We start from the raw sequence: 22102 nt of genomic DNA, 5'->3' as shown, positions 1-22102 counted from the left end.
GCGGCCGCGCTGATGGGCGCGCTCCACCTCACTCTCGCATCGGCCTCGCCGCGACGGCGCGACCTTCTGGCGCGTCTGGGCGTGACGCCCGATGCGGTCACACCTGCCGATATCGACGAGACGCCGCTGAAGAATGAGCGGCCACGCGACTATGCGCTTCGCATGGGCCGCGAAAAGGCGTTTGCCGTGGCGGCACAGGGACATGTTCTGGCTGGCGATACCGTGGTCGCCGCAGGGCGCCGCATCCTCCCCAAGACCGAGGACGAAGGCGAAGCGCGCGATTGCCTGAAGCTGCTTTCAGGCAGGCGGCACGTGGTGCTTTCCAGCGTGGTCCTTCGCTCACCCGACGGGTCGCTGCGCGAACGGCTGAATGAGAATATCGTTCGCTTCAAGAACCTCTCCGACGAGGAAATCGCGAGCTATATTGCCAGCGGCGAATGGCGCGGCAAGGCAGGCGGCTACGCGATCCAGGGTCAGGCCGAGGCGCTGATCCAGTGGATGCGCGGGAGCCATTCGGGCGTGATGGGCCTGCCGCTTTATGAAACACGGGCGCTGCTGAAAGCGGCGGGTTTCCAGATTGGTTGATACCGGGACCAATTGGCTTGTGGAGCACGGGATCGGCGAAACCCGTGCGCTGCTGATCGAGAATGGCGAGATCGTCGCAGCCAAGCTGAGATGGCCGGGCGAAATCAGCGCCGGCAACAGGCTTTTCGCAAAGCTGACTTCCAAGGCGGCAGGCAGAAAGCGAGGCACCGCAACGCTCGAAACCGGGCAGGAAGTGCTGGTCGACCAGTTGCCGCCCGAAGCGACCGAGGGCGTTCAGATCGGAGTACGCATCACCCGCGCTCCCATCGCGGAACGCGGTCGGCTCAAGCGCGCGCAGGGTCGCTGCTTCATGGTCGGCAGCCAGCCCTTTGACGATGCACAAACCGCTGCGGAGGAACCGCGGACCAAGGACCTCTTCGTCCTCGGCGACAGCGTAAGCCAGTTCGAGATGGGCGACTGGGAAGAGGTGTGGCACTCGGCATCTTCGGGCACAATCGCATTTACAGGCGGTGAAATCCTGTGCAGCGTGACCCCGGCCATGACGGTCATCGACATCGATGGCGACCTTGCACCCCGCGACCTTGCGCTCGCCGCTGTGCCAGCCATCGCCAAGGCGCTGCGCTGGTTCGATATTGGCGGGAATATCGGCATCGACTTTCCCACTCTGGAGGCGAAAGCGGATCGCCGTGCGGTTGACGAAGCGCTCGAACAAGCGCTCGCCAACTGGTCGCATGAGCGCACCTCTATGAACGGATTTGGCTTCGTGCAGATCGTCGCGCGGCTTGAAGGTCCCTCGCTCCTCCACCGTTTCGCGGCGTCGCGCACCGCCTTATGCGCGCGTTATGCGATACGCGTGGCAGAACGCGCCACGGGCGCGGGTATCACATTGCTGCGCATCCACCCTGCGCTCAAGGCCAAGATCAAGGACGACTGGATCACAGACGTGGAGCGCCGCACAGGCCGCCCCTTGCAGATCGAGACCGATCCCGGCCTTGCGCTCGAAGCGCCTCATGCCCAAGTCGTCAGCACATGACGAGAACCAGCAAGCCCTGCCCGATCTGCAAGAAACCGCGCGACCACGCGCTCAAGCAGCAAAGCGGTAGCGCACAGGAGAATCCGTTCACGCCCTTCTGCTCAGAGCGCTGCAAGGATCGCGATCTCGCGCGTTGGTTTGGCGATGGATATTCGGTTCCCGGCGAGCCGGTCGATCCGGAAACCGCCGCATCACGTGACTGGGATACACAGGATTAGGAAAAAGGGGCGACTAGCTCCCTTTTCCCTCTTGCCAAGGTCCGCCAGCTTCGCCATAGCGCCGCTCTCATTGGCTCGCCGGGGCAGCGTAAATGCGCTAACGTCCTCGTCGCCGCAGCGAATGCCCGGGTAGCTCAGGGGTAGAGCAGCGGATTGAAAATCCGCGTGTCGGTGGTTCGATTCCGCCCCCGGGCACCATTCGCAGCAAAAGGGGAATTTCTGTCGATGTCCCGCCGCTCCAAAATCTACGAAGGCAAGGCCAAGATCCTTTATGAGGGTCCAGAACCGGGCACGCTCATCCAGTATTTCAAGGATGACGCAACCGCCTTCAATGCCGAGAAAAAAGGCACGATCAACGGCAAGGGCGTGATCAACAATCGCATCAGCGAGCATGTTTTCACGCGCCTTTCGCATATCGGCATCCCGACGCACTTCATCCGCCGCCTCAACATGCGCGAACAATTGGTGCGGCAGGTCGAGATCATTCCGATCGAAGTGGTCTTGCGCAATGTTGCGGCGGGCTCGATTTCGAAGCGCCTCGGCATCGAGGAAGGCGAACCGCTGCCGCACACGCTGATCGAGTATTACTACAAGGACGATTCGCTGGGCGATCCGCTGGTCGCCGAAGAGCATATCGCCTGTTTCAACTGGGCTTCGAACGAGGAGATGCACGACATTTCCTCGATGGCGATCCGTATCAACGATTTCCTGTGCGGAATGTTCGCAGCAATCGACATTCGCCTTGTCGACTTCAAACTGGAGTTTGGCCGGCTTTACGATGGCGATTACAGCCGCGTGATCCTTGCCGATGAAATCAGCCCGGATGGCTGCCGTTTGTGGGACATGGCGAGCGGCGAAAAGCTCGACAAGGACCGCTTCCGCCGCGATCTTGGCGGTGAAGAAGAAGCCTATCGCGAGGTCGCTCGCCGTCTCGGCCTCCTGCAACAGGAAGACAACGGTCCGGGCGAAGTGTTCGACCTTTCCAGCCACCGCTCGCGCCTGCGCGGAACGCCTCCTGTCAAGAAGTAGTGGCGGTGGATGTGGGCCCTTGCGGACCTGCGACCCGATTAGACTGGACCTGATCTGAAGAGCGCGTATTCTCACCTGCATGGGGAGATGGGCGCATCCATTACTGACATTTGCTTGGGCCGCATTCCTGCTCGCACTGCCTGCCGCCGCGAGCGCGCAGAAAGTCGCGCTTGTCATCGCCAATTCGGATTACGAACACACCTCGCAGCTTGCCAATCCCGGACGTGATGCCGGGTTGATCGCCGGGGCACTGCGCGAGGCGGGGTTCGACACGGTTGAGCTTGCCTCGAACGTCGCGCGCCCTGAATTCATGAACCAGCTTCGCACCTTTCGCCAGAAGGCTGACGGAGCGCAGACGGCTCTGGTCTATTACGCAGGGCATGGGGTCGAGAGCAAAGGCACCAACTGGTTGCTCCCCGTCGATGCGGCTCTCAACGCCGAAAAGGACCTGCCGTTCGAAGCGGTCGAGTTTGGCAGGGTCCTCGACACGATCGAGGGCGCCAAGCTCAGGATCGCGGTACTCGATGCGTGCCGCAACAACCCCTTCGCCGTGCGCTGGACCGACGACAATCGCAGCGTCTCACGCGGCCTTGCCCCGCTTGAGGTCGACGACATGCTGGTGATCTATGCCGCCGCGCCGGGCAATTTCGCGTTCGACGGGGCTGGCGGCAACTCGCCCTTTGCGCTCGCGCTGGCACGCCGGATCGTGCAGCCCGGATTGCCGGTGCAATTGCTCGGCGGAATGGTGCGAGACGATGTGCTGGCCGCGACCGATGGCGAACAGCGGCCTTTCATCTCCGCGTCGATGACCGGCAGGCCGCTATTCCTTGTCGAGGGGCCCGACACACAGATGGCGTGGCTGACCGGGCTCTATTCCGAAGACGAGGCGCCAGGAGCAAACACCGCGCCGCTGGTGAATTTCGCTGATGCCACCGACGCGCTCTCCTCCACGCGGGGCATCGAAAGCACCGACACCGCCGCATTGGACGAGCAGGCATGGCTATCCGCTGCGCGCACCGACACGGTGCAATCCTACCGCGCCTACAAAGAACAATTCCCGGATGGCGCTTACGCCCGTTTTGCCGAGGCCAATATTGCGCAATTGCTGGACCCGACAGCCACCGGAGGCGAGATCGAGAGCGAGAAACCGTGGATCATATCGCTCGGCGCGGCGCTGCCTGATCGCTATGCGGTGGACCTCGGCGCGCCGCTCGCGATTGACGGGGTCTGGCGCATTTCCACCAACGACAAACGCCTCAGGATAGAGCGTGGCCGCGCCTTTGCGGTCGATGGCTGGAACCATGCGCTGCTTTTCCGCGTGGAGCCCGAACAAGTCGTGGCGATCAACGTGCGCAAGGGCGAGAACGGCGAATATCTTAGTCGCGATATCCTTTTGAACGGCGACACCGTCATGACCCTTCGCGATGATGGCAACCTCGACGTTCGCGTCGCCACCTTCCCCTTCCCTGTCAATTTCGTGTTGATCCGCGAAGCGCTGGACGATCCCGATGCACTCGCCCGCGACACCGCCGGGTAGGCGCGGCGACCTTCCGATTTATCCATGAGACTTTAGGACACTTCCCCGCTTATGAATTTTCCGACGCGCGCTTTCGCTGCCGGCCTCCTGCTTGCCCTTCCCAACATCGCTCTCACCAGCACTCTTGCCGCGCAGGATGCTGCCCCCTCAGTGGAATACTCGGGGGAGCCGACATGGTATTTTGAACAGAGCGATATCCCGGTCGATCCGGGCTACACCTTTGGGGTGCTCGAAAATGGCATGCGCTACATCTTGCGCGAAAATGCGACGCCAGAGGGAACCGCGATGGTGCGCATGAGGATCGATTCCGGCTCGCTGGCTGAAAACGAAGCCGAGCGCGGGCTTTCGCATTATCTTGAGCACATGGCCTTCAACGGATCGAAGGGCATTCCCGAGGGCGAGATGATCGCGCTGCTCGAACGCGAGGGGCTTGCGTTTGGCGCAGATACGAATGCGTCGACCGGCTTCGACGCGATCACCTACATGCTCAACCTGCCTCGCAATGACGAGGATCTGCTGGGCACTGCTTTGATGCTGATGCGTGAGACAGCAAGCGAACTGACCATCGCCGAAGATGCGGTTGAGCGCGAGCGCGGCGTCGTCCTTTCAGAGAGACGCGACAGGCGCAATTTCGCCCAAAAAGCGCGCGAGGACGGCCTTGAGTTCGTGGCGCCGGGCGCGCGTTTCATCGAACGCCTGCCCATCGGCACCCTGGAGGCGCTCGAAAACGCGAGCGCAGCGCAATTGAGGAGCCTGTACGAGCGCACCTACACGCCCAGCAACACCGTTCTGGTGATTGTCGGGGACTTCCCGGTCGAAGTGATGGAAGCCGCTATCCGGGAGCGTTTCTCCGACTGGGCCCCCGCACCCGCACCGGTCGAGCCGGAGGCCGGACCGGTCGACATCACACGTCGCGGTGAAACCGATATCTACATCGACCCTGCGCTTTCGGAATCGGTTACCATCACCGCGCTTGGCCCGTGGATTGACCGACCCGACACGCTGGCCACGCGGCGCGAGAATTTGCTGCGCTCCATCGGGATGAACATCATTGCGAGGCGTCTGTCGCGCCTTACACGGCAGGAGGATGCACCCTTCTCCGGCGCGCGGTTCAGCATGGGCGAGATATTTGAGGACGCGCGCACAAACTCTATCACGATCTCGACCGAAAACGGCCAATGGCGCGACGGCCTGCTCGCTGCCGTGCGCGAGGTCAATCAGGCGCTGGCCTACGGCTTCACACAGGCCGAGGTCGACGAACAGGTCGCCAATGGCCGCACCGCGATTGAGAACCAGGTCGCTGGCGCTGAAACGCGGGCGAATGGCTTTTTCGTGGGCTCGGCACTCAGGCTTGTCGCCGACGACGTCGTCCCGACCTTACCCGAGGACGCGCTCGTCCGGTTCAACCAGACCGTTGAAGGGATAACTCCGGAAGACGTTTTCGCCTTACTCAAGGCAGACCTTTTGCCGATCGACGATCCGCTCATCCGGTTTCAGGGACGAACCGCGCCAGAAGGCGGCGAAGCGGCGCTGCGCGCGGCATTTGTCGAAGCGATGGCCCTGCCGATTGCGGCGCCTGCCGACACGGGCTCTGCGCAGTTCGCATACACCGACTTTGGCGAGCCCGGAACTATCGTGTCGGACACGCGCGATGATCGTTTCGGCTTTCGTTACGTCACCTTTGACAATGGCGTGCGCCTGACGATCAAACAGACCGATATCCGCGAGGATCGGGTGAGCTTTCGCGTGCTGCTCGACGGGGGGAGCCTGCTGAACACGCGTGAAGACCCGCTTGCGACCTATCTGGTCACCTCGCTCCCTCTTGGCGGCCTTGGGCAGCACAGCCGCGATGAATTGCAGACCATCCTTGCCGGGCGCAGCGTCAGGCTCAACGTCGCGGCAGGCTCGGATACTTTCAGCTTTGCAGGCGGGACGACGCCGCGCGACCTTGAATTGCAGTTGCAGCTGGTCGCCGCGGGAATCACAGACCCCGGCTACCGCCCGGAAGGCATCGACCAGTTCAGGCGGAACATCGACAACTTCTTCGATGCGATGGGATCGACCCCGGCAAGCGCTTATGGAGAGGTCAGCGGAAAAATCCTGTCGGATGGCGACCCGCGCTTCAGTCTGCAAAGCCGCGAGGCGTTTTTCGCCAAGGACTATGACCAGCTGGCAAACGTGATCTCAGACCGGTTCGAAAACGGCGCAATCGAAGTCGCGCTGGTCGGCGATATCGACGAAGATGCCGCCATTGCGAGCGTCGCATCGACGCTTGGCGCCCTGCCCCCTCGCGAAATCGACTTCCAACCGCGCGAGGCTGCGCGGACCCGAACCTTTACCGAGGACCGCGGCGAGAAGGTCGTGCGCCATAGCGGCGAAGAGGATCAGGCATGGGTGCGCATGATCTGGCCCACGCGCGACGACAGCGACCATACCGAAACAATCGAGCTTCAGTTGCTTGCACGGGCAATGCGGATCGCGCTTACAGACCGACTGCGTGAAGATCTGGGGCAGGCCTATTCGACGCAGGCCACAAGTTTCACAAGCAACGTCTATCCCGGCTATGGCACCTTCACCCTGTTCGCACCGGTCGGGGCGAGCGAGCTCGAAACCGTACGCGGCGTGTTTCGCGAACTTCTTTCAGATTTCCGCGAAGGCAGGATCGACCCCGACCTGATCGAACGGGCGCGAAAGCCCATGCTTGAGGCTTACGACAATGCGCTCAAGAGCCTGGGTGGCTGGATGAACCTGGCGGACCGCGCGCAAAGCCAGGCCGACAGGCTGGGCCGCTGGTTCGAGAGCCCCGAATTGCTGAAAGCGGTGACGGCTGAGGACTTGCAGACCGCCGCTGCGCAGTACCTCTCGCCAGAGGATGCGGTGGAATTTCTCGTTCTGCCGAAAGTGACTGGCATCACGCGCCCACCTGTTGACCTCAGCACGATGCGGCAGGCCCCGCCCGCCCGCGTGATCCAGCGCTGAACCGCTCACAAACAAAAAGAACCGGCAGGTCGCCTCCTGCCGGTTCTCCTTGTTTCAGTTCCGATTGCCTCCCGAAGTGAGCAACCGGACCCAGTTCAATCTGATACTTAGTAGTTGAAGTTGACTGCAACCCCAAACACGCGCGGTTCGTTCACGAATGCGGTGTTGTTGTTGAAATCGACCACGCCCAGAACGTTCACCTCGTTGGTGATGTTACGCGCAAAGGCCGAGACTTCGTATTCGCCGCCATTACCGCGATAGCCGATGCGAAGACCGCCTTCGATGCGGCTGTCGGCGTTGAATTCGAGGCTTTCGTAGAGCAGGAAGTTCGTCTCGCCGAGGACCACCCAGTCGGTGAAGACGAAGAATTCGTCATTCGCACCGACGGGCAGCGTGTATTCGGCGGTGAAGTCGCCGCTCCATTCAGGCGCGTTGGGGAACGGGTTCCCGTCCACGTTCGCGAATGTCACCGGGCCAAATGCGCCCGGAATCGTGCGGGTCGGGTCGGTGACGGTGCACTGTGCGCAGGTGCCGACTTCGAGGTTCGGGTCCTGAATCTCGGTGTCGTTGTACGCAACGCCCAGAGTGACGACGAAGTCAGGCGTGATCTGGAACGCGGTGTCGAGTTCGAAGCCGTAAGCCTCGCCTTCGTTTGCGTTGATCAGCTGAACAAGGTTGCCCGCGCCGCCGACCGCAGTGAACTGCGGATCGTTGACGGTGTAGTAGAACACCGCGCCGTTGATGCGGACGCGGCGGTCAGCAAGCTCGCTCTTGAAGCCGACTTCGAAGCTGGTGATGTCTTCGCTCCCGGCGGTGCTCGGCGGGTTGAAGAAGGCAACGTCACGGCCCTGAATGGTCGGAGCGCGGAACGCATTCGCGACGCGGCCATAGATGCTGGTGTCGTCCGACAGGTCAGCGAACAGGCTGATGTCCCAGTCGATGTTGTCATCCTGAACCGAAACCGGCTGCGGAGCAGCGCCCGAAACGACGAAGAAGTCCTTCTCGTCATCGGTGTAGCGAAGGCCGCCGGTGACGCGCAGCATCTCGGTCAGCTGATATGAAAGCTGGCCAAAGACAGCCCATGCTTCGTTTGTGTGGTTGACGGTGACCGGCGGCGGGAAGGTGAAGCCAACCGTGGTCACGTCGAAGTCGCTGTCGAAATAGAAGCCGCCGACCTGCCAGCTAAGCGGGCCGTCGCCATTCGAGGCGAGACGGATTTCCTGCGTGTACTGCTGCAGATCGATCGAATCCTGCGTGTCCGACGGGAACGGAATGAAGCCCGGGCCGGTAACGAGGTTGCCGCCATCGACGTCGCCACGGCTCGATCCGTCGCTTTCGTAATAGCCGGTGATCGAAGTCAACGTAGCACCGTCGAACTCGTAATCCATCTTCAGCGACGCGCCGAACTGCTGGTAATTGGCCTCGTTGCCGCCACCACCATCGTAGAACACGGTTTGACGGTCGAAATCGTCACGCAGGTCGTTGTCGCCCACGTCGATGGCGTTGGCGCGGAAGAAGGTCGAACTGCCGTCGAGATCGCGGAACTGTACCGATGCCAGCATCGAGAAACGGTTGGCTTCATCCGGTGTCAGCAGGAGCTGACCACGGATCGCGAAATCGGTGTAACCGCCAAGGACGTTTTCCTCGCCGGTAAAGCCGTTGTCGATCCAGTCGCTGCGACGCTGGAGCTGGGTGGAGACACGGACACCAAGCGTGTCGTCGATGATCGGTGCGCCAACGGCAGCCTGACCGGTGATCGTGCCGAACGAACCGCCCGAAAGGCCGACGTTGACGCTGGTGTCGGTCGTGCTCGGCTTGACGGTGTCGATCTTGACGATGCCAGCCGGGGTGTTGCGGCCGAACAGCGTGCCCTGCGGCCCGCGAAGGACTTCGATCCGCTCCACGTCGAAAATCGGGAAACTCTTGAGCGTCACGTTCTCAAGGACGATGTCGTCCATGATGACCGAAACCGGCTGCGATGCCGCAAGGTCAAAATCGGTGTTTCCGAGGCCGCGAATGTAGAAGCGCGGTGCGACGCGTCCGTTCGAGCTTTCGACGTTGAGGCCGGGAACGGTTCCTGCCAGCGCAGTCGTGTCTGCGGCCGACGCAAAGATGTTGTCGATCCGCTCTTGCCCGAGAACGTCAGCCGAGATCGCGACGTCCTGAAGGTTTTCCTCGCGGCGGTTGGCGGTGACGATGATCGAGCCGAGCTGGCCTTCAGATGCACCCTCATCGGTTTCGTTATCCTGCGCGGCGGCAGGTGCGGCGGCGAGCATGGCTGCTGCCGAGATAGCGGTAGAACACGCCCAGAATGTGCGCGCATTGCAGATATGGGTGGACATGATTGAGCCTCATGTTTGCGTGGCTTGGGAGGATTAACGAGGCTTGCCCTTACAGATTTGGCCGATTCGAGCGAGATGTCAGCCGCGTTGCACAGCGCAAATCCGGGCGTTTGCGGCGGTTCTGGAGGCGATTGTTGCGACTGGGTTACAGTTTGTGACAGGCTTTTGACCGAGACTTCGCAACTGCGCCCAGTCTTTGGTGCCCGGTCGGGTGATTGTCGCTGTTCAGTTTGTTGCGCCAGCGCTCGCAGGCGCTATAGGCATCGCAGCGCAACGCCAATCAATCTCGGGACACTCATTCATGAAAGTTCGCATCCTCGTTCGCCTCAAGCCCGGCGTGCTCGATCCGCAGGGCCGCGCCGTCCATCACTCGCTTGAAAGCCTTGGCTTCGACGGTGTCGAGGATGTGCGCATCGGTCGCATGATCGAACTGGAAGTCGCGGATGATACCAGCGACGAGGCGTTGAACCGGATGTGCGAGAAACTGTTGGCCAACATGGTGATCGAAAACTTCGCCATCGAGAAGCTCACGCCTGCCGGGGAGCCAGCCTGATGGCATTGCGCGCAGCGGTAATCACATTTCCCGGATCGAATTGCGACCGCGACATGGCCGTGGCGCTCAAGGACGTATCGGGCGAGGAGGCGCTTCGCGTCTGGCACGGCGATGCAGAATTGCCCGACCGCCTCGACCTGATCGCGCTTCCGGGTGGCTTTTCCTATGGCGACTATCTGCGCTCAGGCGCAATGGCGGCCAAGAGCCCCATCCTGAAAGCGGTCGTCGCAGCAGCGGAGCGCGGCGTCCCTGTGCTTGGTGTGTGCAACGGCTTTCAGGTGCTGACCGAAAGCGGCCTGTTGCCCGGCGCGCTGATGCGCAATGCGGCGCAGCGCTTTGTCTGCAAGACAGTCGAACTTGAAGTGGCAAACACCGCCTCGCCGTTCACCTCCGGCTTCAAGCCCGGTGAGCGGCTGCGCGTGCCGGTCGCACATCACGATGGCAATTACTTCGCCGATGAAGCGACGCTTGACGCGCTGGAGGCCGAGGACCGCATTGCCTTTCGCTACACCGACAATCCCAACGGCTCTCGCCGCGATATCGCCGGCGTTCTTAGCGCCAATGGCAGAGTGCTTGGCATGATGCCGCACCCTGAACGCGCGATGGAGCCTGCTGCACATGCTTCAATGGGCGGCAGTGACGGGCGCAGGATCTTCAGCAATCTGATCGACAGCCTCATCAGCGCGTAAAGACGTTCAGCGCGCTGCGCAGTCGGCGAAATCCGTCAGGCTCTCAGTCGCGCATTGCGTTCCTTCTTGACCGAGAAGAGGCGTAGCGCCTCTTCACGCGACATCGGGCGACCAAAGTAGAAACCCTGGATCTTGTCGCAGCCAAGGTTGCGGATCAATTCGGCCTGCTCTGCATCCTCGACGCCTTCTGCGGTCGTGGTCATTTCAAGGCTCTTGGCCATCGCGACCACCGCGTTGATGATGGCAAGGCTCTCATTCGCACCCTGGGCGGCGCCCTGGACGAAGGTCCGGTCGACCTTGATCGTCGAGAAGCGCAGCTTGCGCAGATAGCCGAGCGACGAATAGCCAGTCCCGAAATCATCGAGCGCAATCGAGCAGCCCAGCGCCATCGCCTGTTCCAGCGCGTTGCGCGCAATGCTGGCATCGCGCAGGAAGATGCTCTCGGTAACTTCGATTTCCAGCCGTTCTGGACGCAGGCCGCTTGCCGCGAGAGCGTCGACGACTTCCTGATGGAAATCGGGTTCGAGCAACTGCTCGGGCGATACGTTGACATTGACCTTCACGTGGTCGGGCCAGTTGCGCGCTTCAAAACAGGCCTGACGAAGCACCCACTTGCCGATCGGAACGATGAGGCGAGTGTCTTCTGCCAGTGGGATGAACTTGCCGGGGCTCACGAAGCCATGTTCGCTGGAATTCCACCGCACCAGCGCTTCGAAGCTCACGATGTTTTCGCTGCGAGCATCGACCACCGGTTGATAGTGAAGCACGAATTCGTCGAGGCCGAGCGCCTTGCGCAGGCTTGATTCAAGCTGGCGGCGCTCTTCGGCGGATGCGTGAAGCACGGGCTCGAACCGGCAGTGCTCGCCGCCGCCGACATCCTTTGCGCGATAGAGCGCAAGGTCGGCATTGCGCATGATTTCTTCGACGGTCTTGCCGTCGCGCGGACCGATGGCGGAGCCCACGCTGGCACCGACGTAGAGCGTGTGATTGTCGACCTGGTAAGGTTCCGACAGAGATTGGATGATGCGCAGCGCGAGTTGACGCATGAAGTCGAGATCGCTCGCGTCGCGAATGACGACCGCAAATTCGTCTCCACCCAGTCGTCCGACCATGGCGTTTTCGCTCATCAGAGCCTCGAGCCGGGCAGAAACCTGCGCGAGCATCTTGTCACCAGTGATATGGCCGAGGGAATCGTTCACCGCCTTGAAGCGATCCAGATCCACCATCAGCAACGCACAACGCGTGCGCCACTGATTTGCGTAGTCAAGCGCATCGCTCAGCGCTTCGGTGAGCATCAGGCGGTTTGGCAAGGACGTGAGCGTGTCATAGCGCGCAAGGTAGGCGATCTTCTCGCTCGACTCGCGTTGCGCAGTGACGTCCGAGCCAACGCCGCGAAAGCCCGTAAATTTGCCTCGGTCGTCGCGCATGGGCGTGCCCGACAATTCCCACCACCGTTCCTCGCCCTTGATCGAAACCTGCACGATCAGGTTGGAGAAATTCTCCTTGTTGCGCAGCTTGTCGGCGAGTTCATGTAGGCTTGGCGCGAACTTGCCGCTTTCCCACGTGTCGCCGGCGATCAATTCAAGCAGCGGCTGGCCTTCGACGTCGCGCTCGGCACCGTTGAGAGCAAAGGCAAAACGCGGGCTGACCGAACGAAGCCTGCGACGCGTATCAACTTCCCAAAGCCAGTCTGCTTCGTTCTCTTCGAATTCGCGCAGGAGGAGCGAGACTACCTCTTCCTTTTCGGCAATGGCATCTTCGGCGAGGCGGGTTGCGAGGTAGCTTCGACCGACTTCGAACGTGCCAAGGATCGTAGCGATCTCGAACAGCGTGATCGCGCCGACAACAGTCCATTCGCCAGACACCGCATAGGGTATGGCGGCGCCGATGCCGAGCAGCAGCGTATAGGCAAGGATGTTGAGCGGCGGACTTACGAAGAAATACACGCTCAGCGCCATGAGCAAGGCCGCGACCACGAGAAGCGCCGATGCCTCCTCCGCCGTGCCCATTTGCGAGAAAAAGACGAACGGAACGCTCCACAAAAATCCGCAGGCGACCGTGAAAACCATGTGCCAGCCGAACGGTGAGCGGACCGCGCCGTCGCCGGTGCGTGAATGCTGGCGCTCCCGGGAGGCTCCGTAGAGCTGGATCGCGATGAGCGTTGCGAACCAGAAACCCACTATGAAGTGGCCGACCGAGTCCGCGTACATCTGGGCTACGAAAATACCGAGCGCGGCGTTCGTAAAGGCCCGATAAAATGTGAGCTTTTCAATGCCGGCTTCCCGAAGACCGCGCAGCCGCGACCAGTCCACCTGTCCCTTCTGGGAAAGGCCGAACACCGCGGCAATCGAAAAATCCTGCTCGATTACCGTCTGTGGAAGTTTATTACGATCGCTCACGGTCACGTGAGTTAACCCCGAAAGGTTATGGCGGGGTAAAGTTTGCGCAGTGTGGTAAGGAAAAAGCTTCCATCGCCATGCAGCAAATGTCTGATGATAAAGGCTACTCGACGGTAACCGACTTCGCCAGGTTCCGGGGTTGATCGACGTCGGTACCCTTAACAACTGCCACGTGATAAGCGAGCAGTTGAACGGGGATAGCATAGACGAGCGGCGCGATCAGAGGGTGCACAACCGGCATTTCGATCGTTGCAAGGCACCCCTCGCCCGCCTCCGCAATGCCCTTCGCATCGGAAATCAGGACGACTTTGCCCCCGCGGGCGCGCACTTCCTCCATGTTCGAAACCGTCTTTTCGAAAAGCGGGCCTGACGGAGCGATCACGACCACCGGAACCTCGTCATCGATGAGAGCGATCGGGCCGTGCTTCATCTCTCCCGAAGCGTAACCTTCGGCGTGAATGTAGCTGATTTCCTTGAGCTTTAACGCACCTTCGAGCGCGAGCGGATAATCCTGTCCGCGCCCCAGATAAAGCACGTCTCGCGCTGGTGCGATCAGCGGTGCCATGGCGGCGATATCGTCATCATGGTCGAGCGCTGCGTTGAGACATGCGGGCGCTTCAAGCAGATGATTGACGATTTCGCGCTCCTCTTCGCGCGAGATGCGCCCCTTCTTGACCGCCATATGAGCGGCGAGCGCTGCAAGAACTGCAAGCTGGCAGGTGAAAGCCTTGGTTGAGGCGACACCGATTTCGGGGCCTGCATGGGTGGGAAGGAGAATATCGGCCTCGCGCGCCATCGTGCTGGTCGGCACGTTGACGACCACTGCGATAATCTGGCCATTCTCCTTGCAGTGCCTCAGCGCTGCGAGCGTGTCCGCCGTCTCCCCGCTTTGCGAGATGAAGAGCGCAAGGCCTCCGTCTTCAAGCACCGGTTCGCGGTAGCGGAATTCAGACGCGACATCGATATCGACGGGCACGCGGGCGAACTTTTCGAACCAGTATTTCGCAACGAGTCCAGCGTAGAAGGATGTACCACAGGCGACGATGGTGAGGCGCCTGATCTCGGAAATATCGACGTCGAATTGCGGCAGGGCGACAGAGGCATCTTCGCGGCGCAGATACGAACCGAGCGTCTGAGCAACCACGGTGGGTTGCTCGAAGATCTCTTTCTGCATGAAGTGGCGATAATTGCCCTTCTCGGTAGCGGCAGCTGAAGCGCCCGACGTCTGGATTTCGCGCTCGACCGGGTTGCCCTCCCGGTCAAAAACCTGCGCGCTGGTGCGACCAACCACGACCCAGTCGCCTTCCTTCAGATAGGAAATGCGCTGCGTCAGCGGGGCGAGAGCCAGCGCGTCCGAGCCGAGAAACATCTCTTCCTCGCCATATCCCACGACTAGCGGTGAGCCGAGCCGGGCGCCGACCAGAAAATCGGGGTATTGGCGGAATGTGATTGCCAGTGCGAACGCGCCGCGCAGACGCGGCAAGACTTCGCGAACGGCGTCGAGCGGGTCAAGACCGCGCTCGATCTGGTGGGAAATCAAATGAGCGACCACTTCACTGTCGGTCTCACTTTCGAAGACCCTGCCAGCTTCGGCCATCTCGGCGCGCAGTTCCTTGAAGTTTTCGATGATCCCGTTGTGGACGATCGCAACCTCGCCCGTCGCGTGCGGGTGAGCGTTCGAGGAGGTCGGCGCTCCATGGGTTGCCCAGCGCGTATGTGCGATGCCGGTGGTGCCTTGGGCGGGGTTGTCCTTGAGGACTTCGATAAGGTTGTTGAGCTTACCTTCAGCGCGGCGACGGATCATCATGCCATCGTGAAGAGTACAGATCCCGGCGCTGTCATAGCCGCGATATTCCATGCGCCTCAGTCCATCGACAAGCCGGTCGGAAACCTCTTCGGAGCTTACGATGCCGATAATGCCGCACATAAAATTGCCGTTCCCTTTTGAATTTGATGCCCGATGGGCTCACGCGTTGACCGTCTAAGGTTGAATAAAGCTTGAAGGAAGCCGTTCCGGAGCCGCGCTTAGACTTTCTCGCCAGCCGAAGCCAGTTTGCCGCTCGGTTTCAATCCATCGCGCCACAGGTAAAGCCCCGCAGAGATGATCAGGCCAGCGCCGAGGAGGGTGTAGTAATCGGGAACGTCCCCGAAAATCGCCCAGCCGAGCGACACTGCCACCAGCATCTGAACGTAGATCGCGGGCGCAACCTGCGCCGCGCCTGCGCGCGTCGTCCCGATATAGGCGAGCCAATGAGCGGTGCTGGCCGTGATCGCGACAAAGATGCAGCGGGCCACGACGTCCCAACTCGGCCAGCCGAACTGTAGCTCCGGAACGCCCGAAATCTGCGCTGCCGCTGCGCCGACGATCAGGATCGGGGCGCAAAAGCCCGCCACGAAAACCTGAGCCGAAAGCGCACTGCCCTGCCCTGCGCTGACCCGGTTGAGTACCATCATCGTTGCAAAGAAAATCGCGGAAACAAGCGGCAGCAGCGCCGCCCATCCCAGCAAGGCGAGATTGGGACGCAGGATGATGACCACTCCTGCAAGCGAGATGAGAGAAATGAAATAGACCTTGGGCCGCACCTTCTCTCCGAGGAAAAGCCCGGCCAGGATTTGGGTCAGGATCGGCGAAAGAAAGCCGATCGCCATCGCCTCAGCCAGCGGCATGATGTAAATCGCGGAAAAGAAGCAGACCGAGGCAAGCGCAAGACATGTCCCTCGTGCAATCTGCAGTCCCCAATTTTGTGGGACGAAAGCTGCTGGCCCTTCGCTGCGCCAAAGTAGGGCGGACAGTCCCAGGGCGCCAAGGCTGAAACGCAGGGCTGCGACCGCGAAAGCGGGCCATTCACTTGCCATGCTTTTCACAACCGCATCGCCAACCGAAAGGATGGCAAAACCTGCGACGGCGATGGCAACGCCGCTGCGCTCTATTGGACTCATGCGCGGCCCGTATTCAATCAACGGGCGATTGGAAAGCGTTTTGGAGCGCGGTCAGGCGACCTTGCGCTGATCGACTGTCGATCCGTCAGGCACAACGTCATCGGCTTCGGGCCGAAGATGCCGCATCAGCACATCGACGGCATCCTCGCGCAATCTCGCAATGTCCGCTCCGTAGGATGCGTCATAGCTTTGCATGACGCTGCGCCAGCCCGGAGCGCTGTAGAAGCCCTTGAGCCTGTCGTAGATATCGTCGGTCCACCATGGAACCGCTGTGACAAGCCGGCTCTCGACGAAGCCGTTGGCGTCGAATTTGAACCCATCAAGGCTCGACAGATAGGCGACAGGTCGCCCGCCACTCAGAACATTCATCGCAACGCCACTATTTCCGCAGATGACGAGGTCACACGCTGCGATTTCATCATCGAGCGGATTGCCAATCGTGAGCTCTGTCAGGGGATCGTCGATGCCGATCCGCGAGAAATCGGTTTTCAGGAGCGTTACCGGATGCTGGCGCACGATTATGCGGGCCGTGGGCAGGTCCACGCGAATTGTCGCGACAAGGCTTTGAAGCACATCGGCTCTGGTTCCTGCGGTCAGGAATATCCCTATAGTCTCGACCGCATCGCGCCACTGCATCTCGCCAGCCGTTCCCGGTTGCCCGATCAAGCCAACCTCGGCGCTGCAACGCGAGCGGCGCTGATATGTCTGAGTGATCTTCTCACCGTAAAACAGCGCGCAGTCCGCCAGCACCGGTGGCACGAAGGCTCCGTTGGCGGGGACTGGTGCATGGTTGGAATAAATGACCCGTCGCCCATGCCGATGAGCGGCTGCAGCCATGCCGACTGCCTCGGGACTGTAATTGCTCGCTACGATAGCCGACTTGATCTGCGGGCTCTTCGCGAAGTAGCGCGAAAAGCGCATGTAGAAAGCCAGCGCGCTGGCGATCCTGGCCGATGGCATGAAGCTGTGATGGCGCACCAGCACTCTGAGGAATGACCAAAGACGCGGCAGCGCTGCAATCATTTTGAAGGCTGCACCGATCTGGCCCACCGAGAAGATGTGGCCGCGCGCAATCGTGATCCGCTGAATGGCCACATCGGGCACAAGCGCCGTTACTCTCGCGATTGTCTTGTGCTCGTTCGGAAAATTCGAGATCGCTGCCGCTTCGGCGCTGTTATCACCGAACGGGCCAAGCGAGACCACGCATTTGAGCATGTAGGCGAACAGGATCAGCGGCTGAAAAACCTGCGTTCCGGCCACCCGGTACAGTTTGTCGACAAGCCTGTAGACCGGGTTTTTCGCCTTGATTTCTTCATACACAGCGGCGCGACTGGCGGAGGTTTCCATGGCGCGCACTACGCCCAGGGCGGTGGCAAGATCATACCGATCGTTCAGATCGTGCGCAGGCGAAGCAGTCTGGCTCGAAAGTGGCTCGTCAGCGAATGCGCCCTCGACCACGCCTTCGAAAGAAGCCCCCCCGGATTTATGCGTATCTTGCTGGAATGACTGGTCGAGTTTTACCGCTTTGAAAGCCACTCTGATCTACCCCGAAAACCGTTATTGCTCGAAGACCAACCGGATGTACCGGCTGAGAATGAATGTGCTTATCTCAGGCAATCGTTAACAATTTAGGTTTACGAGTTATCAAGCACTGGCCGAATGCGAGTGCGAACGGGGAACAGGGCACAAGAGCGGCTGATGATTCAAAAATTACTCAGATTGAATGCCAAGAAGTTCCTGGCGTTGCAGTCTCTCTTTTATGCGTTTGCGAACAGCATCGAGGCGCTCGTGCCGTTGCTGCTCGCCCCAATTCTCACACGCATGCTTGATCCTACCGGCTACGGTGTCTGGGTGCTGTTCGTCACCTACGCGACCTTCATGCGCCCGATCGTGGGCCTGACGACGCAAGATGCGATCCGCATGCGGTTCCTCGATTTTGAACAGAAAGAGCTCGATCAGTTCACCCACACTGCCCTGTTCGTGATGGTGGTGCTGGCGCTTTTCGTTTCGTTGGTGACGGTGGTGTTCGGCGACTTCATCGAAACCGCGACCAAGTTTCCGCAGGCCTGGCTGGTCAGTATCGTCGTCGCAGCGCTTCTGTACGAAGTGTTCTACATGGTCCTGGCGCTCCAGCAGTTCCACAACCGCCGCAAGGAATTTCTTGCAACGCAGCTGATCCAGGCGGTGTTGAGCATGGTTTTTATCGTGGCGTTCCTGATGTCGGGCTGGGACTGGCGCGGTGTGGTTCTGGGCCGGATGCTGGGCATGGCTTGTGCATCGATCTATTCGCTGCGCTCGCTCGGCTTCACCCTGCCCACCCTTTTCCGCGTTCCTCAGCGCTCTTTCTATCGCAATATAGCCTCGTTCGGCGTCCTGTACTGGCCCGCAGGCGCGGTGGTGATGGTCGTTGGCACCACCGACAAGGTCATTGCAGCGCACTTCCTTGGAGTGGAGGCGAGCGCGATGTACGGCGTTGCAGCCCTGTTCGCCTCGGCCTTCTGGATGGTCAATTTCAGCTTTGTCATGGCCTGGACCCCGTGGCTGTTTCGCAAGCTCAAAGTCGCTCAGCAGGACGGTCTGCAGGAAGTTGCTTCCGTATCGGTGCTTTATTTCGCGCTTGCCGCAATCGCCGCTGCCGCATTCTATTTCTTCGCGCTCGTCTTCGCTCCCATCATACTGGGCGAGGCATTCCACACCGCAATCCCGCTGCTCAAATACATCATGCTCGCGATCGTTTTGCAGGGTTTCTTCATGCACAACATGAAATTCCTCCATTTCGACAAGCGTATTGAGATGATGTCTGCGTTCAGTGCGCTTACAATCGGCATCAATATCTGGCTCAGCCTGGCATGGGCGCAGACCATGGGAATTCGGGGTATTATGCTGGCGACGGCGGTGTCATTCGGTGTGACATTCATTATCAGCGGGGTGCTCGTAATCCTTCGATACGTAAACCTGCAAAAAGGAGCGAAGTCCTTTGTTGGATAACAAAAGCATTCTGGTGACCGGAGGGACCGGCTCGTTTGGCCGCGCTTTCGTCCGTACCGTGCTCAAGAAATACCCCGGTGTGCGCCGCCTCGTGATCTATTCGCGCGATGAGCTGAAACAGTATGAAATGGCACAGGAATTCTCGCCACAGGAAAACCCTGCGCTGCGTTACTTCATCGGCGACATTCGTGATCAGGACCGTCTTCGCCGCGCGCTAGAAGGGATCGACATTGTCGTCCACGCCGCCGCGCTGAAGCAGGTTCCGGCAGCCGAGTACAACCCGTTCGAATGCATCAAGACCAATGTCCTTGGCGCGCAGAATGTGATCGAGAGCTGCCTCGATACCGGCGTTACGAATGTCGTGGCGCTATCGACTGATAAAGCGGCGGCTCCGATCAATCTGTATGGCGCGACAAAGCTGTGCTCGGACAAGATCTTCACCGCTGCAAACAACATACGCGGTGCGCGTGATCTGCGCTTGTCGGTGGTGCGTTATGGCAATGTGATCGGAAGCCGTGGCTCGGTTGTTCCGTTCTTCCTGAACAAGCGGGAAAGCGGGGTATTCCCGATTACAGACCCTACCATGACGCGCTTTAACATCAGCCTCGAAGAAGGCGTGGACATGGTCCTGTGGGCGCTGGAAAACGCGATGGGCGGCGAGATTTTCGTGCCCAAGATCCCAAGCTACCGCATCACCGACGTTGCCGAGGCGATTGGCCCGGAATGCGAGATCAAGATCGTCGGCATCAGGCCGGGTGAGAAAATCCACGAGGAAATGATCACCACCAGTGACAGCCTCAACACCGTCGACCTTGGCCCGTATTACGCAATCCTTCCAAGCACCGGCGACGAATATGTCGAGGATTACATGAAGAAGCGCGGCGGCACTCCGGTGGAGCCGGGATTTGCTTACAACAGCGGGACCAACCCTGATTTCCTGAACGTCGAACAGATACGCGAGCTGATCAGGCAGCATGTCGATCCGACGCACCAGGTGTGATGTCTGACTTCATTCCTTATGGACGCCAGTCGATCAGCGACGCTGATATAGACGCTGTCGTCGATGTTCTCAGGTCCGATTTCCTGACGCAGGGGCCGGTGGTGCCTGCGTTTGAGCAGAGCGTTGCCAGCGTGTGCGGCGCGGCCCACGCGGTCGCGGCCAACAGCGCAACCAGCGCCCTTCACATTGCGTGCATGGCGCTGGGCGTAGGCCCGGGCGACCGCGTCTGGACCAGCCCGCTCACATTCGTGGCAAGCTCGAATGCGGCGCTGTATTGCGGGGCAGACGTCGACTTCGTCGATGTCGATGAGCGGACGTACAATATGTGCCCAGTGCGCCTTGCCGAAAAACTCGACGCAGCCGCAAGCAAGGGCACCCTCCCCAAAGTCATCATACCGGTGCATCTGACCGGCCAATCATGCGACATGGCCGCAATCCACGTCGCCGCCAGCAGGCATGGCGTCAAGATCATCGAAGACGCGTCCCACGCAGTCGGGGGAAGCTATCGCGACAAGCCGGTGGGCGCGTGCGAATACAGCGACATTGCAGTGTTCAGCTTCCACCCGGTCAAGATCGTGACGACCGGCGAAGGCGGCATGGCAGTGACCAACTCGGACGAGCTTGCCGAGCTCATGCGGCTCGACCGAAGCCACGGCATCACCCGTGACGCTGATTTGCTTGAAGAAGACAATGCCGGCCCCTGGTATTATGAGCAGCACCGCCTGGGCTACAATTATCGCATGACCGACATCAATGCCGCGCTCGGTCTGAGCCAGATGGACAGGCTGGCCGACTTTATTGATCGTCGCCGCGAAATCGCGCGCATTTATGACCAAGGCTTTGCCGCATTGCCGGTCGCGACACCGTGGCAGCATCCTGATGCGCAATCCGCCTGGCACCTCTACGTTATCCGGGTGGCAGCGCAAAAACACCGCGCGGTCTTCGATCATCTGCGCGATGCCGGGATCGGGGTGAACCTTCACTACATCCCGGTCTATCTCCAGCCCTACTATCGACGCCTGGGGTTTGAGCGGGGGCTGTGTCCCAATGCCGAAAGCTATTATTCCGAAGCGATCAGCATTCCCATGTTCCCGACGATCACGCCCGATCAGCAAGCCCGCGTCATTGACGAGGTTGCAAAGGCGGTGTCGGCATGAACATCGCGATCATTCCGGCACGCGGAGGCAGCAAACGCATCCCGCGCAAGAGTATAAAGGCCTTTGCGGGCAAACCGATGATAGGTTTTGCGATCGAGGCGGCGATGGCTTGCGCCGAGATTGAGAGCGTCGTGGTCTCGACAGACGATCCCGAAATCGCACGCATTGCCCGCGAGCTGGGAGCGGAAGTGCCATTTGAACGTCCTCCAGAGCTCGCCGACGACTTCACCCCGACGGTGCCCGTTGTCGCCCATGCCGTCAAGGAATGCGGGAAGCTTGGATGGGGCGTCGCTTACGTATGCTGCATCTATCCCGGCGTGCCCTTTATTCGCACCGCAGATATTTCTGATGCGTTTGCCCTGTTGGATCAGAACAGTGGCAGGGGCTACACCTTCCCGGTCGCCGAATTCCCCTCTCCCATTCAGCGGGCGCTAAAGCGGGCCGAAGATGGCAGTCTCTCTCCTTTTCAACCGGAGCACGTAACCACGCGCACGCAAGACCTTGATCCGGGCCATTATGATGCCGGTCAATTCTATTGGGGCGCTGCCGAGACCTGGCTTGCAGGCGACGACATACATTCCAATGGCCGTGCAATCGTGCTGCCGGCATCGCGCGTTGTCGATATCGATACGCCTGAAGATTGGGACCGCGCCGAATTGCTTTTTCGCGCGCTTGGGACGGCGGAGTAGAAC

Annotated in this window: 17 protein-coding genes and 1 tRNA gene; 13 read left to right on the top strand and 5 right to left on the bottom strand. The window is 60.3% G+C overall.

Annotation, left to right across the window (positions count from 1 at the left end; all coding sequences use genetic code 11):
• Positions 1-12 precede the first annotated feature (12 nt).
• From CD351_RS06970 to CD351_RS06940, 7 genes are all read left to right on the top strand, one after another.
• Positions 13-585: a nucleoside triphosphate pyrophosphatase gene (locus CD351_RS06970; protein ID WP_111991925.1), complete on the top strand. Its 573-nt coding sequence runs from the start codon at positions 13-15 to the stop codon at positions 583-585.
• Positions 578-1579, top strand: coding sequence for a ribonuclease E/G (locus CD351_RS06965; RefSeq protein ID WP_111991924.1), 1002 nt, complete (start codon positions 578-580; stop codon positions 1577-1579). Before CD351_RS06970 ends, CD351_RS06965 begins: the two co-directional genes overlap by 8 nt.
• Entirely contained in the window at positions 1576-1797 is a 222-nt protein-coding gene (locus tag CD351_RS06960) for a DNA gyrase inhibitor YacG (RefSeq protein WP_111991923.1), read from the top strand. The genes CD351_RS06965 and CD351_RS06960 overlap by 4 nt, the downstream gene beginning before the upstream one ends.
• A gap of 123 nt (positions 1798-1920) precedes the next feature.
• A tRNA-Phe gene (locus CD351_RS06955) sits at positions 1921-1995 on the top strand.
• Between the two features lie 27 nt (positions 1996-2022).
• Positions 2023-2826, top strand: a complete 804-nt coding sequence (gene purC, locus CD351_RS06950) for a phosphoribosylaminoimidazolesuccinocarboxamide synthase (RefSeq protein ID WP_111991922.1) — start codon at positions 2023-2025, stop codon at positions 2824-2826.
• 79 nt (positions 2827-2905) lie between these two features.
• Positions 2906-4363 carry a caspase family protein gene (locus tag CD351_RS06945; RefSeq protein WP_111991921.1) on the top strand — a complete coding sequence of 486 codons (1458 nt, stop codon included), beginning with the start codon at positions 2906-2908 and terminating at the stop codon, positions 4361-4363.
• A 51-nt stretch (positions 4364-4414) separates the two neighbouring features.
• Positions 4415-7342: a pitrilysin family protein gene (locus tag CD351_RS06940; protein WP_111991920.1), complete on the top strand. Its 2928-nt coding sequence runs from the start codon at positions 4415-4417 to the stop codon at positions 7340-7342.
• A 107-nt stretch (positions 7343-7449) separates the two neighbouring features.
• On the opposite strand, the gene CD351_RS06935 is transcribed toward CD351_RS06940, so the two are convergent.
• Positions 7450-9684, bottom strand: coding sequence for a TonB-dependent receptor (locus tag CD351_RS06935; protein WP_111991919.1), 2235 nt, complete (start codon positions 9682-9684; stop codon positions 7450-7452).
• A 301-nt stretch (positions 9685-9985) separates the two neighbouring features.
• On the opposite strand from CD351_RS06935, the gene purS reads away from it, so the two are divergent.
• Together purS and purQ are read left to right on the top strand one after the other, a co-directional pair.
• Positions 9986-10237 carry a phosphoribosylformylglycinamidine synthase subunit PurS gene (purS, locus tag CD351_RS06930; protein ID WP_111993640.1) on the top strand — a complete coding sequence of 84 codons (252 nt, stop codon included), beginning with the start codon at positions 9986-9988 and terminating at the stop codon, positions 10235-10237.
• On the top strand, positions 10237-10926 hold the full coding sequence (gene purQ / locus CD351_RS06925) for a phosphoribosylformylglycinamidine synthase subunit PurQ (protein ID WP_111991918.1): 690 nt from the start codon (positions 10237-10239) through the stop codon (positions 10924-10926). The genes purS and purQ overlap by 1 nt, the downstream gene beginning before the upstream one ends.
• 35 nt (positions 10927-10961) lie before the next feature.
• On the opposite strand, the gene CD351_RS06920 is transcribed toward purQ, so the two are convergent.
• From CD351_RS06920 to CD351_RS06905, 4 genes are all read right to left on the bottom strand, one after another.
• Complete coding sequence (locus CD351_RS06920) at positions 10962-13325, bottom strand: EAL domain-containing protein (RefSeq protein WP_111993639.1); 2364 nt, start codon at positions 13323-13325, stop codon at positions 10962-10964.
• A gap of 103 nt (positions 13326-13428) precedes the next feature.
• Positions 13429-15252 carry a glutamine--fructose-6-phosphate transaminase (isomerizing) gene (gene glmS, locus CD351_RS06915; RefSeq protein ID WP_111991917.1) on the bottom strand — a complete coding sequence of 608 codons (1824 nt, stop codon included), beginning with the start codon at positions 15250-15252 and terminating at the stop codon, positions 13429-13431.
• 98 nt (positions 15253-15350) lie between these two features.
• Positions 15351-16265, bottom strand: a complete 915-nt coding sequence (locus CD351_RS06910) for a DMT family transporter (RefSeq protein WP_111991916.1) — start codon at positions 16263-16265, stop codon at positions 15351-15353.
• Between the two features lie 51 nt (positions 16266-16316).
• Positions 16317-17801 carry a hypothetical protein gene (locus tag CD351_RS06905; RefSeq protein ID WP_162627645.1) on the bottom strand — a complete coding sequence of 495 codons (1485 nt, stop codon included), beginning with the start codon at positions 17799-17801 and terminating at the stop codon, positions 16317-16319.
• Between the two features lie 162 nt (positions 17802-17963).
• Here CD351_RS06905 and CD351_RS06900 point away from each other — a divergent pair, with 162 nt between their 5' ends.
• Genes CD351_RS06900 through pseF form a run of 4 tightly spaced genes read left to right on the top strand, consistent with a single transcriptional unit; the run spans position 17964 to position 22099 of the window.
• Entirely contained in the window at positions 17964-19253 is a 1290-nt protein-coding gene (locus tag CD351_RS06900; RefSeq protein ID WP_162627644.1) for a lipopolysaccharide biosynthesis protein, read from the top strand.
• On the top strand, positions 19246-20253 hold the full coding sequence (gene pseB, locus CD351_RS06895; protein WP_199797909.1) for a UDP-N-acetylglucosamine 4,6-dehydratase (inverting): 1008 nt from the start codon (positions 19246-19248) through the stop codon (positions 20251-20253). The genes CD351_RS06900 and pseB overlap by 8 nt, the downstream gene beginning before the upstream one ends.
• Entirely contained in the window at positions 20253-21410 is a 1158-nt protein-coding gene (gene pseC / locus CD351_RS06890) for a UDP-4-amino-4,6-dideoxy-N-acetyl-beta-L-altrosamine transaminase (RefSeq protein WP_111991912.1), read from the top strand. The genes pseB and pseC overlap by 1 nt, the downstream gene beginning before the upstream one ends.
• Positions 21407-22099, top strand: coding sequence for a pseudaminic acid cytidylyltransferase (gene pseF / locus CD351_RS06885; protein ID WP_111991911.1), 693 nt, complete (start codon positions 21407-21409; stop codon positions 22097-22099). Before pseC ends, pseF begins: the two co-directional genes overlap by 4 nt.
• Positions 22100-22102: the final 3 nt, after the last annotated feature.

Source organism: Erythrobacter sp. KY5, assembly GCF_003264115.1.
Taxonomy (GTDB): Bacteria; Pseudomonadota; Alphaproteobacteria; order Sphingomonadales; family Sphingomonadaceae; genus Erythrobacter.
The sequence above is the reverse complement of the archived record's forward strand: the minus strand, read 5'-3'. Positions and strand labels throughout refer to the sequence as shown.

Excerpts from the sequence above, each read along its gene's own strand:
- glmS (WP_111991917.1), bottom strand. The coding sequence starts at position 15,252 with ATGTGCGGCATTATCGGCATCGTAAGCTCCGAAGAGGTTTCCGACCGG.
- purQ (WP_111991918.1), top strand. The coding sequence starts at position 10,237 with ATGGCATTGCGCGCAGCGGTAATCACATTTCCCGGATCGAATTGCGAC.
- purS (WP_111993640.1), top strand. The coding sequence starts at position 9,986 with ATGAAAGTTCGCATCCTCGTTCGCCTCAAGCCCGGCGTGCTCGATCCG.
- pseF (WP_111991911.1), top strand. The coding sequence starts at position 21,407 with ATGAACATCGCGATCATTCCGGCACGCGGAGGCAGCAAACGCATCCCG.
- CD351_RS06960 (WP_111991923.1), top strand. The coding sequence starts at position 1,576 with ATGACGAGAACCAGCAAGCCCTGCCCGATCTGCAAGAAACCGCGCGAC.
- CD351_RS06910 (WP_111991916.1), bottom strand. The coding sequence starts at position 16,265 with ATGAGTCCAATAGAGCGCAGCGGCGTTGCCATCGCCGTCGCAGGTTTT.
- purC (WP_111991922.1), top strand. The coding sequence starts at position 2,023 with ATGTCCCGCCGCTCCAAAATCTACGAAGGCAAGGCCAAGATCCTTTAT.
- CD351_RS06970 (WP_111991925.1), top strand. The coding sequence starts at position 13 with ATGGGCGCGCTCCACCTCACTCTCGCATCGGCCTCGCCGCGACGGCGC.
- CD351_RS06935 (WP_111991919.1), bottom strand. The coding sequence starts at position 9,684 with ATGTCCACCCATATCTGCAATGCGCGCACATTCTGGGCGTGTTCTACC.
- pseC (WP_111991912.1), top strand. The coding sequence starts at position 20,253 with ATGTCTGACTTCATTCCTTATGGACGCCAGTCGATCAGCGACGCTGAT.
- CD351_RS06900 (WP_162627644.1), top strand. The coding sequence starts at position 17,964 with ATGATTCAAAAATTACTCAGATTGAATGCCAAGAAGTTCCTGGCGTTG.
- CD351_RS06940 (WP_111991920.1), top strand. The coding sequence starts at position 4,415 with ATGAATTTTCCGACGCGCGCTTTCGCTGCCGGCCTCCTGCTTGCCCTT.
- CD351_RS06945 (WP_111991921.1), top strand. The coding sequence starts at position 2,906 with ATGGGGAGATGGGCGCATCCATTACTGACATTTGCTTGGGCCGCATTC.